Here is a 12503-nt window from a genome sequence, read left to right as displayed (position 1 = left end):
CTTTCGGCATGATCAAACAGGATGGCCGGCACTCGGTCCTTGCAATTGCCGGCGCCTTTGTCGTTGCCCTCGGGGCGCTGGGGCTGGGCCTTTATGTCGGCAATGCGCCAACCGCGCCCTTGCGTGCGTCCGATAGGGAGGGATCACAAAACAAGCTTCCGGCGGCTGCGACGACCGTAAAGGATCTACCGGGAAGGTAACGCGACAGTCGCCGGTGAGCGTGCTGCGAATGAAACTATAGTTTCTATTGGGCAGGAGGTGCACTATGACCCGTTTTGCGGCTGTCGCGGAGCAAGAATTCGCCTCAGCTCTTGTGACCATGACGAATGATGAGCTTTTTGAACTTATGGCTGACCTCGAAGCCTGCGGCGAAGCGGATTGGCCGGCGGACGAGGTCTTCGCAAAGATCGTGCTGATCGAAAGCGCCATCGAAAGACGATTTCCCGGCCAGATGATGCGGCCTTTCAAGCAATGGCAAGGCCGGTCGCACCGGCTTGTGATGAGATAGCGCGATTATACCGCGGCCTCGACCAAATGTTCGCTCAGCGCCCACACTAGGAGGATCAATGGCGGGTCCCAGTTGCGTCAGCCTTGAGGCGAAGCAACGTCGCGCGGAGCTGGAGGAGTTCTCGAATAATGTTTCTCCAACAATCGTCGTCGGCATTCGCAATTGACTCAATTGAGGCGCGGATCATCGGAAGCAGACGATCGAGCGCCGGGCGTCGATCCGAAGAGACGCCGGCGACGTTGTCGCGTAAATCTTGAAGGTCATCGATGATTTGCCTAAGGGCAATCTGCCGATCTGGAAAACTCAGACCGGACGTGTCCGCGGCCATCGAAGCAATACGGCTACTTTTAATCATTATACCCCCCGAATAGTGCGGGTTGCGATGCTCGCCGCGGGCCAACGGGCCTATGCGGGAAACTCCTCACCTCCAGATGCATGTGCCGCATTAGGCCGCTCAGCTTATGCTGGTCGCGAATGCCGCATTCGAACCAGGAGACGAGCTCCCGTGCAACGTGCTGCGCCGCAGGGCTGCAAATGTCGCACGATTTTTCCTGACACCACTGCCTGAGCACCGTTTTTAGCATAGCGACGTCATCAGGCTGCAGGGCAGGCTTCGTAATCCCTGAATGCTGGATCATCCGCATTCCTCCCCATTACGTCAGCCGATCCTAACCGTCGTATTTCCGATTTCAACCGCGGGTACGGAAGCGTACGTATCCTGGTCGCCGCGCATATTCTTGATCGCCAGCGGAGTAAAACAACGCACGCGGACAGGTTCGGCGGGCCGAAGAAAATACGGTGTCGGCGTGGGATCGCTGCCGATCAAACATTTCGTCGGATTCGAGCTGATCACTGACGGTCCAAACGACATGACTTTGGGAACTCGATGCGCTGGGCGCAGTTCGGTGAAAATGGAACCCAGCGACGAGACCAGCCAATTTCAAGTAACGACGAACCCCGCACTCACCGGATTGCTGGGGCGCTGCCCGCGGTGCCAGCGCGGCCATCTTTTCGCGAGCTACCTGAAGCTTGCCACCCGCTGTGACGTCTGCGATCTGGATTATTCCTTTGCCGACCCAGCCGATGGTCCGGCGTTCTTCGCGATGAGTATCGCGGCCGTGCCCGCCCTCGCCTCCGCTCTCTGGATCCAATTTGCATTTGAACCGCATATCTGGGTGCACCTACTGGTCACGCTTCCGGCTACCGTACTTGCGTGCGTCCTCCTTCTGCGCCCGCTCAAGGGATGGCTCGTTTGCTCGCAGTTCTTCCATAAAGCCGCAGAGGGCAGGATCGATGCCGAGTGGCACGCTTCGGAAGCGGAGCGAAGAGCTAGAGACTGAGCGTCTCAGATTGCGATATCCAGGGCAGGGCCGTTATCTCTGACTGCTACGGCAGGCCTTCCTCCAAGCAGCGAGCAGCCAGTTTATTCACATGACCGGGAACCCGATGATCCGCGGCGAGTTCGGGGTCGGCATTTGTTTCGAGCGGATGGAGAAGCCTTTGACCGAGCAGCTAACTGATCTCGCATCACACATCCTCACAATGCGCCCGGATGCGGTTCGCGCCCGCCAGTTCAAATGCGGAGAACTCACTCTCCTAACAGACAAGGATCACCTGATTGAGCTTTTGAGCTTCCTGCGCGACGACGACCGCTGCCTTTTCGTAAGCGCGATTTTCCCCGCACCTTCTGCAATTGAGTGAGCTTTGGCATGAGGTGTCCACCAAAATAGGTGGACACCAAGTCATGGAAGAAAGTCAAAAACTTGCCGTGCGGCTGGTCGGTCGGAATGGGAGACGCCGTTTCGATCAAAGTTCGAAAGACCGCCTTATTGCGGCCTGCCTTGAACCTGGCGTATCGGTATCGAAACTCGCGCGCGAACACGGGGTCAACGCGAACCTCGTTTGGAAATGGATACGGAAGCACACCCAGCCGCTTGCGTCGCCGCCGTCTTCGACATCGTCTTTTATTCCGGTGCAAATCACCGCGGCCAGAGACGAGTTTGGGTTCGGTGAAGAGCTGCCTCGGAAAGCAGAGAGGAACCGGCCGCTGCCCTCTCCAGCGAAGGTGAGCGCGTCACTGCCGAACGGCGTGAAGCTGACGTTGGAATGCGGTGACGTAGATGCATTGACGGCAATCATCGGAGCGCTGGGTCATGTTCAGACTTGGCGCTGATCTCAAGGTTTACCTGCATCGCGAGCCGATCGACTTTCGGGCCGGCATCAACAGCCTTGCTGTCCTGGTCCAGGAGACGATGGCGCTGGATCCCTTTGCTCCTGCGGTTTTTGCCTTTTGCAATCGCCGTCGCGACCGGGTGAAGCTTTTGTTCTTCGACCGGTCCGGCTTTGTGCTGATCCTGAAGCGGTTGACCGAGGACAAGTTCAGATGGCCCCGCCGCGAGGTGCCGGTCGTTGTGCTGACGACAGAACAGCTCCACTGGATTCTCGACGGCATCGATATCGATGCGATGATCCGCCATCCGGTGCGGCAGTATCAGGTCGCCGGCTGAGGATGGCGAATAGCGATTGACGTGCAGGGGCAGTTCAGATTCAAGAATCTGATGACTCGCACCGGCGAACCGAGCATTGCAGAACTGATGGCGCAATTGGCAGCCAATGCTGCCGAAATCGCTGCGCTCAAAGCCGAGAAGGAAGCGCTCTCGCAGCGGGTCGTAAAGCCTTGAGGAGGAGCTGGCGCTTGCAAAGCTGCATCGCTTTGCACCGCGCAGCGAAAAGCACGTTGATCGCCTCTTCAACGAAGCCGAAGAGGCTGTCGACGAAGATGACAGCGGCGACGGTGATGACGTTGTCGATCTCCCGGACACGGGCCTGCCGGCGGTCGCGAGCGCCGTGGGAAAAAAGCGCGGCCGCAGACCTCTGCCGGAAGATCTGCCGCGTGAGCGTGTCGAATATGACCTTCCCGACGATCAGAAGGCTTGCCCGTGCTGCGATAGTCAAATGCATCGCATGGGCGAGGCCGTTACCGAGCAGCTTCATATCGAAGTCAAGGCAAAGGTCCTGCAGAACGTCCGGTTCAAATATGCCTGCCGCCATTGCGACCGCACCGGGATCAACACACCCGTCGTGATCGCGCCGATGCCGACGCAGCCCCTGCCGGGCAGCATCGCTACCGCTTCGACGCTAGCCTTCGCGCTCGTCCACAAATACGTCGATGGCACACCGCTCTACCGCGTGGCGCAGACATTTGAGCGGGCCGGCGTGCCGATCAGCCGCGGCGCTCTCGCTCACTGGGTCATCGGTTCAAGCGAGAAGCATCTGCATCGCATCTATGACGCTCTGAAACTGCGGCTGCGATCACAGCCTCTCATTCATGGCGATGAGACCACAGTCCAGGTCCTGAAGGAAAAGGACAAGGAGGCCACCAGCACATCGTATATGTGGGCTTATCGCAGTGGCGAGGATAGTGAACAGCCAATCGTACTGCTCGATTATCAGCCCGGCCGAGGCCAGATCCACCCCCAGACCTTCCTCGGTGACTACCGCGGCATATTGGTGACCGATGGCTACACCGCGTGGCGCACATTGCATGGCGCAACCCATGTCGGATGCATGGCTCATTCACGACGGCGCTTCGTCGAGGCTCTCAAAACCCGGAAGAATGGAGGCGGACCGCCGGAACAGGCACTCCGGTTCTTCGAGCAGCTCTACCGGATCGAAAAGCAGGCAAGAGACAAAACCCCAGATGCCGGTGAGACGACGGCTGATTGCATTCGCCGTTTCCGCCAACAGCACAGCTTGCCTGTCCTGAACGCCCTAAAGGCGTGGCTCGACGCCATCGCGCCGAAGGTCGTGCCGGATACCAAGCTCGGCGACGCCGTGTCCTACACCCTGAACCAATGGGATTACCTGACACGCTACACCAGCGACGGCAGGATGCCGATCGATAACAACATTCTGGAACGCGATATCAGAGTTTTTGCCACCGGAAGAAAATCGTGGCTGTTCAGCGACACCGCCGACGGAGCCAAGGCCAGCGCAGTGATCTACAGTCTGATGCTCACTTGCCGCGCCTGTGGCGTCGACCCACTCACCTGGCTGCGCTACGTGCTCACTGAGTTGGCGCAGCGGGACGAAAGGGCCGACATCGTCGACCTGCTGCCGTTCAACTTCGCCAGAACCGAAGCCGCCTGACACAATACGGTTCCAAACGTTGATCCGAACCAATCAACGGGTTGGCGTCAACGTGCAGCGAAAATCGCGCTTACGCCTTTTCGGTTGTCTCCTAGACATCTGCGGCGTCGACTGGCCAGCTCGGACGGAACGTTTTGACGTCGTCTATCATCTTCTGTCACCCACTCAAAACCTGCGAGTCAGGGTTAAACTCTCCGCCAACGAGGACACGCCCGTCCCCTCCGCTTGCGTGCTTTTTCCCTGTGCGGACTGGTACGAACGCGAAGCCTGGGACATGTACGGCATCCTCTTCACGGGTCATCCTGACCTGCGCCGCCTCCTGACGGACTATGGTTTCAAGGACATCCGTTGCGTAAGGACTTTCCGCTGACGGGTTTCGTCGAGGTGCGCTACGACGATGCGGCCAAGCGCGTGATCTACGAACCGGTGGAACTGAAGCAGGAATATCGGCACTTCGATTTTCTCTCGCCGTGGGAGGGGACTCATCTGCCTGGCGACGAGAAAACGACCGTCGAGCCACCAGAGCAGTAGGGAAGCGTTTTGAACGCTCAGGAGCAGATCGATGACAGAGCACGATGTTAGAAATTTCAACATCAACTTCGGCCCCCAGCACCCTGCCGCCCATGGGGTCCTGCGTCTGGTGCTGGAATTGGATGGTGAAATCGTTGAGCGGGTCGATCCCCATATCGGGCTGCTTCATCGTGGCACGGAAAAGCTGATCGAGAAAAAAACTTACCTTCAGGCATTACCCTATTTTGACAGGCTCGATTATGTCGCGCCGATGTGCCAGGAGCATGCCTACTGCCTGGCGGTTGAAAAGCTGCTCGGCGTCGCGGTGCCTTATCGAGGACAGCTTATTCGAGTTCTCTATTCGGAGATCAGCCGCGTCCTCTCCCACCTGCTGAATGTCACTACTCAGGCCATGGATGTCGGCGCCCTCACGCCGCCTCTGTGGGGCTTCGAAGAAAGGGAGAAGCTGATGGTGTTCTACGAACGTGCGTCGGGCTCACGCATGCATGCTGCATATTTTAGGCCCGGCGGCGTTCATCAGGATCTCCCCGCCAATTTGGTCGAGGATATTGGCGAATGGTGCAAAACCTTTCCAAAGACGCTTGCTGATATCGGCGGGCTTCTCACCGATAACCGCATCTTCAAGCAGCGTAATGTCGACATTGGTGTAATCTCACTAGAAGACGCCTGGGCGTGGGGTTTTTCCGGAGTGCTGATCCGGGGCTCGGGAGCTGCGTGGGATCTCCGGCGCGCGAATCCATACGAGTGCTATTCGGAGATGGAATTCGACATCCCCATCGGCAAGAATGGCGACTGCTACGATCGCTATCTCATCCGGATTCAGGAAATGCGGGAGTCGGTGCGGATCATCGTGCAGTGCGTCGAGCGGCTGCTCGGCAATGCCGCCACGGGTCCCGTTACGTCGAGCGACGGCAAGGTGGTGCCACCCAAACGTGGACAGATGAAGCGGTCTATGGAAGCGCTGATCCATCATTTTAAGCTTTATACCGAGGGCTTCCGAGTCCCTGCAGGTGAGGTTTACGCGGCTGTGGAAGCGCCGAAAGGCGAATTCGGCGTTTATCTGGTCGCGGACGGCACAAATGCGCCGTATCGTTGCAAGATTCGGGCACCGGGTTTTACCCATCTGCAAGCAATGGACATTATGTGCCGCGGCCACCAGCTGGCAGATATATCGGCCGTTCTAGGCTCGCTTGACATCGTTTTCGGCGAGGTGGATCGATGATGCCATCGAAATTCGGCGGTCCAGCACATAAAGACGTCTCCTAACCCACGCCTTTTGCAATTGTCTTCCTCATCCATTCACGGACAAGGCCGTTTGCCCTTGCGGCAAGCGCTGTCGGCAAGCGGTTAAAGCCGTGCGGCGCCTCGGGTACGACGACGCACTCAGCGTTGCCGCTCTGCTGCTGCCATTGCGTTCCCATCGAAAGACTGTCGTCGACGATCGGGTCAAGTGCTCCGGCTATCAGCAAGGCGGGCGGGAGCCCGGAGAGATCGGCAAATATCGGGCCTCTCGCCTCACGCCCTGATAGGCTGGGCGTCAGCCGCTGGAGATTGCGCAGCGCCGATGGCCCGTTGATCACTAGGCTCTTCCGGCTCGACCTCCGTAAGCTTTCCGATCCCGTCAGGTCGTAGCAACCGCACACGGAGACGAAGCCAGATATTAACCTCGCCCAGCCGCGCTCCCGCAGATGAAGAAGCGCCTCCGCAGCAAGATGTGCGCCGGACGACTCGCCGCCGAGGATGATCTGCTCAACCTGAAGCTCAGCCAGATGTTCGACCAGCCACTCGATCGCGGCTTTGCAGTCTTGAAGCGTCAAATCGAGGCGGTCGTCTACAGCATTGTGGAAATCGACGCCCGCTACCAGCATCCCGCAATGCCTCGCGATGGGACACGTGATACCGTCATCGAGGCGCGCGTTGCCTACCACCCAGGCTCCGCCATGGAAGTGAACGTAGAGACCGCGGCGCGCTCCCTCCGGGACGATCCACCTTACGCCGACGCGCCCGCCGTTGGACATTGCGGGGCGGGTGGCAATTTCGTTATAGCGGGTCACCTTATCCGGAACGAGGAACTGTACAGCCCGAACCAGACTCTGAACCGTTTTGGCATTCCAGCGTCTGTCGGTGTGGTAGCGAGGAAGAAGATCAAGAAAGGCATTGAGCCGTCGAGCGCGGCAGAGTTCATTTCTGGTAAACGGCGTGAGGTGCTCGCCTGCTGCATTCCTTGTTGCCGCTTCCCTCACTTTGAGGTCAGCCCCTTGATCCTCGTCAGATGCATCCTGAGGTCCGGCAGGATCTTCTGCGATGCTCGCTTCAGGGCACCATCGGGGCCATTTTGCGAATAGTCTGTAAAGAGTGACACGGCCTCCTCGTGCGCAGTCATTTGAGTCGAAAGATACGCTTGGTCGAAATTCTCGCGATCGCTTTCCTGCAGCGCGTCAAGCTTCCTTGCATGCTCCTCGTCAAGAGCTGACGGCAGTTCAACGCCATCCTCCTTGGCGGCAACCGCCAAAATCGGGCCAGCGCGCCCGTGATCTTTCAGCATGTCGGTGGCGAACTGCTTTGCATCTTCGGCCGCGCCTTTTGCGACCTCAATCTCGGCAGCCTTGAGCTCGAACATATTCGACGCGGCGGCGCGGAAGGCGAAATCGGTCGCCTTCTGACGTGCGGCTTCATCGGCAGCAAAAGCAGGCGCCGCAAACACAAATAGAAGGCACGCCTTGAATATCAATCTCATCTTTGTTCCTCCAGATGCCTTGAGTGATGGCGGGCGAACAATGCCCTCCAGTTAGCCGCTCAGATCTGTTCGGCTTGTGCGCCGCTATTAGACTTTGCCGGCCCGAGAACAGGCTTTTGCCCCATCGGTTTCGGCACCACAGTCACAAAACTTCCCTTACCGTCGATTGACCTGCCTTCGGACCAGCGTCCGGCAACCGGCTCGCTGCCATCCTGCTGAAAACCGAGATAGGCGTAGCTGAAGTCCTGCAACTCCTGCTCCTGAGGGAAGCTGTTGGGGATCGGGAAGACCTTTGCTGGCCCGCCGAGTTCTTCTAGGGCAGCCATCCACTGGTTTTGGTGCATTGTGTCGCGGGCGATGAGATAGGACAGCATCTCCTTCATGCCGGGATCATTAGTGAGGTTGAACAGCCTGGTCGCCAAGACACGCCCGGTGGACTCGGCCGCGACATTCGCTGTCATATCGGCTGCGATATTGCCGCTGGCATAAATGTGCGACATGCCGAAGGGAACGCCGTCGGAATCAACGGGCATGGCCGAAAGCCCCGCCGAAAGCAGATTTTTCATGTTCAAGCCGCCTAGGACTGCGCTTGCCACCGGGTCCCGCGCCACCGCATCTTTAACTGATACGGGCGCGCCTTCGAGGTTCAGGGCCACGGCAGTCGCTAGCATCTCGATATGTCCGAGTTCCTCCGCTGCGGTGTTCATCAGCAGGTCACCGCACGCGAATTTCGCCTTCGACGCCGCCGATAGCCTGTTGCAACGCTCGGGCAAACTGCGGATCGGGTGTTTCGACGCGCACAGGAAATTGCAGCTTTCCATCCGTATAAAACATCACTCTCTCCTATTGGGATCTCGTTGTGGGCCAGCGGCGGATGCCGCCGGCATCCGAACGCGTCTCCAACAACCAAACCGGGAGAGGGTTCCCGGCAATTCCGAAGCATTCGATTCCGTTTGGCCCGAGGCTCAGATATTCTACCGCCTTTTGCCTGTGTTGGCCGACCCCCCCCGTTTCCGAGGACGGTTGCCAGGCCACCTGCTATCCAGCTCGCCAACGTCAGTACACCGAGAAGAAGTGCCCATTGCGTTGCTGTGTCCATCATTCACGCTCCCATACCGGATGCGCCCCACGCAGGTCACGGAAGGCTCTTGCGTCAGGCGGCGTCTCAGTAACAATGCCGCTTCCCCTTTGTTTCCGTGCGGTATCGAACTGATCAGGTGTGTTCCGGCCATTGCAAATCGCCTTGTGGGCGCTGCGTTGCCCCGAGGGCGTCTCGTTGGGCCAGAGCCGTTATCTTCAAAGCATGACCTATAGCCCGGCGTGTACATGTCGAATCCGGAACGCGGTGTCGGGACGAAGTCAGTCAGAGGCAACCACGTGCCGACTTCAACCATCTTGAAATTCAAGAGCGTAACCTGCGCCATATACGGTGCGGACCCGCAGATTGCGGAGTCCCGCGACCGCTTTTCGCAGTCGACCGATATGCACATCGACCGTCCTGTTCATCACTGCGTGCCGATCGGGCCAAACGGCCTCAATGAGTTGTTCGCGGGTGCTGACTTGGCCATGCTTTTTTAGCAGGAATCTCAGGATTCTCGCCTCCATAGGTGCAAGGGCTATTCTCTTGCCCCCGACGACAACAGCGTGCCGCTCGAATATAAACTCGGGGTCGATAGCGAAACTTGGCCGGGTCACAACCTCCGACCGCGTTCCTATTCCGTGCAAAAAGGCAAGAAGCTTCGACGGCGACAAAGGACGCATGATGCCTTCGTCGAGGCCCGACTTGATCAACTGCAGGTGCTCGGCACCCATATCCTCGCCGATGAGCGCTCCTACGGAAAGCCCGGCGCCCTTCAGCAGCGCACATAGGAATGCAACATCACCTGGCCACTCCACACAATCCAGGAGAACTGCGGAAATCTCCGCCGAGGTGCAAGCGTCCACTACATCGTCTTCACTTGCTCCGAGACGAGCCTCGAAGCCTTCGCAACGCAGGATATGCGCAAGCAGCAAATAAAGCTCGGCGTCCTGCGAGCAAACCAGAATGAGTGGTGTCATGTCGATCGCCCCTTTGTCGCTTGAAAACGTCGACTTTAGCTCGGTGCGAACTCGCCGCCATTGACGTCTATAATGGCTCCATTGACGAACCCGGCATCTTCCGATGCCAGGAACGCGATCACGGCAGCGACATCGCCCGGAACACCGAGCCGACCCGCGGGAATGCGGGCAAGCGCCTCGATGTTTGTCTTGCTTTCCGGGGATCCGGTCAGTGGTGTGAGGATACGCCCTGGCGCCACGACATTCGATGTGATGCCGTAGGGGCCATATTGAGAGACCAGGACGCGAGATAACCCTGAAAGGGCAGCTTTTGACACCACGTAGCTCGGGCCGGCAATCCGCGGTCTCGTCCGGCCCGCGAGGGATCCAACCAATATGACGCGCCCATAACCTCTTTCCTTCATGCCGGGCAGAACGACCCGGCAACACAACATCGTGCCCGTCAGGTTGACGGCGAGCACGTCGTTCCACTCCTCAAGGCCAAGGTCGGCGATGTCGAGAGGGCCGTTGGGACCTCTTGGCGAGATCCCCGCGTTGCACACGAGAATCCCAGGCGCGCCCAAGACATCGGCGACTTCGCGGAAAAACTGTTCGACGGCCGCCGGCTCACGGAGATCGACCTGTCTCACAATTGAGCGTTCTGGCCCGAAAGCCTCGGCAAGTGCTGCGCCGGCGGCCATGACGCTTTCCCGACCATGACTGAAGACGGCAACCCGATGGCCGGCTTTGAGCAGACGAAACGCGGTGGCAAGACCAATCCCGGTCGTGCCCCCGCTGATAACGGCAACGTGCGCGCTGCAGTCGGCGCTCATGCCGCTTGATCCATTGCAGCAAACAGCGACAGCGGGGGATGGGCGCCAGGGTCTGTCATGACTTCGATCAGCAGAGGGCCCTCTCCAGAGAGACCGCGCTCGAGGTAACGAGGAAGATCGGCGGGGTCGGAAATGCGAACTGCCGGGCAGCCGCAAGCTTCCGCAATTTTCTGATGGTCGACATCCGCAAAGCCGCAGGCAGTCGTGAATCTGCCGAACTTGGCAGTTTCCGCGTCACGCTGAAAACCGAGGATGCCATTGTTCAACACGATAATGAGGATAGGAAGCTTGCTACGCACCATAGTCTCCAGTTCCGCCCAGCTATGGGCGAAGCCGCCGTCCCCGACGATCGTAACGACCGGCCTGTCGGGCTCTGCCGCTTTCGCGCCGAGCGCAAGCGGCAGGCCCCACCCGAGACCTGCAAGGCCCCGCGGCAAGAGAAAGCGCATGCCGGGCGAAAGTGCCCGCAACTGGCCGGCGACCCACATTGAGGAATAGCTCGCATCGGCAACAACGGTCGTATCTGCCGTCATCAACTGTTGCAGCTCGAACATGATGCGCTCGGGGCGGATCGGACTGGCGTCCGATCGGACAACGGATTGCCGTTCCGTGTCAAACGAGCGCCAGAACCCGGCGATCCTGTCAGTCAATTGATTACGCTTCGATGTGCGGTAGGAGAGATCGCTTCCGGCGAGCTCGCTTCGAAGCGCCCGAATAGTCTCGGCAGCATCGCCCGCCAACCTGACGGCCTCGTATGTACGACCGATCTCGGCGGGATCGACATCGACGTGAATGACTGACGCGGACGGGGGGATTTGACGCCAATTATCGGTGCCATTCTGATTGGTTCGCGTCCCAATGAGAATAACAAGATCGGCTTCCTCGACAAGCGCAACCGTGTGTCGTCCGAGCGATTTCGGTCCAACGAGTGCGCCAAGAACGCCTGCCGACAGCGGATGGTACTCGTCGACCGCGCCTTTGCCCATATTGGTCGTGACGACGGGAAGCGAGGCCTCGTCCTGTAGCGCCGACAGTTCGCTAGCGGCGCGGCTCGCATGAACGCCGCCTCCCGCGACGATGATGGGACCGTGAGCTGCCGCGATCATCGAGGCTGCGCGCTCGATGTCGTCATTGCGCGGGCGCAACCGATCGAGCGGCCAGTGACCCAGGGCAGCCTCGCGCCGAAATGGTGACGGCGCTATCTGCTCTCGTAACAGGTCGGCGGGAAGCAGGAGAGCGACCGGCCCCGGCCGGCCCGAGGCGGCTACCGTAAATGCAGCATCGATATAATCGTCGATCCGCTCCGCAACGATTACCTTGCGCACCCACTTCGTGCAGGATTGGAACAATGCGAGATGGTCGAGCTCCTGAAATGCATTGCGATCAGCCTGATCTCGTTCAACGTCTTGGACGAGAGCGACAATCGGTACGCTGGCCTTCAGCGCCTCGGAAAGCGGTGGGACGAGAAGCGTAGCGGCCGGGCCGTTTTGCGCTGCGACGACGCTAACCTTCCCGGACAAACGCGCATAACCATCAGCCATGGTCCCGCCCATGTTTTCCTGGCGGTAGGCGACCTGGCGGATTCCGATCGCTTCGGCGGCGAGGATCACCGCCGAAGGCAGGCTTTGAGCGAAGATATGGGTGACGTTGTGCCTCTTGAGAGAATGAGCGATACGCTCGGCGACGGTGAAAACATCGGTTGCCATAA

General features: G+C 59.0%; 13 protein-coding genes and 3 pseudogenes. 8 read left to right on the top strand and 8 right to left on the bottom strand.

What is annotated here, in order from left to right:
- Nucleotides 1-265 precede the first annotated feature (265 nt).
- Entirely contained in the window at nt 266-508 is a 243-nt protein-coding gene (locus CO657_RS32905; protein ID WP_054185787.1) for a hypothetical protein, read from the top strand.
- A gap of 55 nt (nt 509-563) precedes the next feature.
- On the opposite strand, the gene CO657_RS32900 is transcribed toward CO657_RS32905, so the two are convergent.
- Together CO657_RS32900 and CO657_RS37805 are read right to left on the bottom strand one after the other, a co-directional pair.
- On the bottom strand, nt 564-863 hold the full coding sequence (locus CO657_RS32900) for a hypothetical protein (protein ID WP_054185786.1): 300 nt from the start codon (nt 861-863) through the stop codon (nt 564-566).
- Nucleotides 856-1146: a hypothetical protein gene (locus tag CO657_RS37805; RefSeq protein ID WP_054185785.1), complete on the bottom strand. Its 291-nt coding sequence runs from the start codon at nt 1144-1146 to the stop codon at nt 856-858. Before CO657_RS37805 ends, CO657_RS32900 begins: the two co-directional genes overlap by 8 nt.
- A 273-nt stretch (nt 1147-1419) precedes the next feature.
- Between CO657_RS37805 and CO657_RS32890 the strand changes: the two genes are divergently transcribed.
- From CO657_RS32890 to CO657_RS32860, 7 genes and pseudogenes are all read left to right on the top strand, one after another.
- Nucleotides 1420-1848 (top strand): DUF983 domain-containing protein, encoded by a 429-nt coding sequence (locus CO657_RS32890; RefSeq protein ID WP_054185784.1) that lies wholly within the window; start codon nt 1420-1422, stop codon nt 1846-1848.
- Between the two features lie 106 nt (nt 1849-1954).
- Nucleotides 1955-2209: a hypothetical protein gene (locus CO657_RS32885; RefSeq protein WP_128715648.1), complete on the top strand. Its 255-nt coding sequence runs from the start codon at nt 1955-1957 to the stop codon at nt 2207-2209.
- 43 nt (nt 2210-2252) lie between these two features.
- A complete protein-coding gene (gene tnpA / locus CO657_RS32880) occupies nt 2253-2681 on the top strand; it encodes an IS66-like element accessory protein TnpA (protein ID WP_082366373.1) in 429 nt (142 codons plus the stop codon).
- The gene (tnpB, locus tag CO657_RS32875) at nt 2662-3015 is read left to right on the top strand and encodes an IS66 family insertion sequence element accessory protein TnpB (protein ID WP_054185782.1); all 354 of its coding nucleotides are present in this window, start codon (nt 2662-2664) and stop codon (nt 3013-3015) included. Before tnpA ends, tnpB begins: the two co-directional genes overlap by 20 nt.
- 51 nt (nt 3016-3066) lie before the next feature.
- Nucleotides 3067-4657: pseudogene (gene tnpC, locus CO657_RS32870) on the top strand (IS66 family transposase).
- Nucleotides 4658-4745: 88 nt separating this feature from the next.
- Nucleotides 4746-5188: pseudogene (locus CO657_RS32865) on the top strand (NADH-quinone oxidoreductase subunit C); the annotation flags it as partial.
- A gap of 31 nt (nt 5189-5219) precedes the next feature.
- On the top strand, nt 5220-6410 hold the full coding sequence (locus tag CO657_RS32860; RefSeq protein ID WP_054185781.1) for an NADH-quinone oxidoreductase subunit D: 1191 nt from the start codon (nt 5220-5222) through the stop codon (nt 6408-6410).
- Between the two features lie 40 nt (nt 6411-6450).
- On the opposite strand, the gene CO657_RS32855 is transcribed toward CO657_RS32860, so the two are convergent.
- The 6 genes and pseudogenes from CO657_RS32855 to CO657_RS32830 all read right to left on the bottom strand — a co-directional run bounded on the left by CO657_RS32855 (nt 6451) and on the right by CO657_RS32830 (nt 12501).
- The gene (locus CO657_RS32855) at nt 6451-7431 is read right to left on the bottom strand and encodes an alpha/beta hydrolase (protein WP_054185780.1); all 981 of its coding nucleotides are present in this window, start codon (nt 7429-7431) and stop codon (nt 6451-6453) included.
- A complete protein-coding gene (locus tag CO657_RS32850; protein ID WP_054185779.1) occupies nt 7428-7925 on the bottom strand; it encodes a DUF4142 domain-containing protein in 498 nt (165 codons plus the stop codon). Before CO657_RS32850 ends, CO657_RS32855 begins: the two co-directional genes overlap by 4 nt.
- 59 nt (nt 7926-7984) lie before the next feature.
- Nucleotides 7985-8759, bottom strand: a pseudogene (locus tag CO657_RS32845) (manganese catalase family protein).
- Nucleotides 8760-9311: 552 nt separating this feature from the next.
- Nucleotides 9312-9983: a winged helix-turn-helix transcriptional regulator gene (locus CO657_RS32840; RefSeq protein ID WP_054185778.1), complete on the bottom strand. Its 672-nt coding sequence runs from the start codon at nt 9981-9983 to the stop codon at nt 9312-9314.
- Nucleotides 9984-10018: 35 nt separating this feature from the next.
- Entirely contained in the window at nt 10019-10795 is a 777-nt protein-coding gene (fabG, locus tag CO657_RS32835; RefSeq protein ID WP_054185777.1) for a 3-oxoacyl-ACP reductase FabG, read from the bottom strand.
- Nucleotides 10792-12501, bottom strand: a complete 1710-nt coding sequence (locus tag CO657_RS32830; RefSeq protein WP_054185776.1) for an acetolactate synthase catalytic subunit — start codon at nt 12499-12501, stop codon at nt 10792-10794. The genes fabG and CO657_RS32830 overlap by 4 nt, the downstream gene beginning before the upstream one ends.
- Between the last annotated feature and the right edge of the window lie 2 nt (nt 12502-12503).

The sequence above is a fragment of the Rhizobium acidisoli genome (assembly GCF_002531755.2).
In the GTDB taxonomy this organism is placed as follows: Bacteria; Pseudomonadota; Alphaproteobacteria; order Rhizobiales; family Rhizobiaceae; genus Rhizobium; species Rhizobium acidisoli.
The sequence above is the reverse complement of the archived record's forward strand: the minus strand, read 5'-3'. Positions and strand labels throughout refer to the sequence as shown.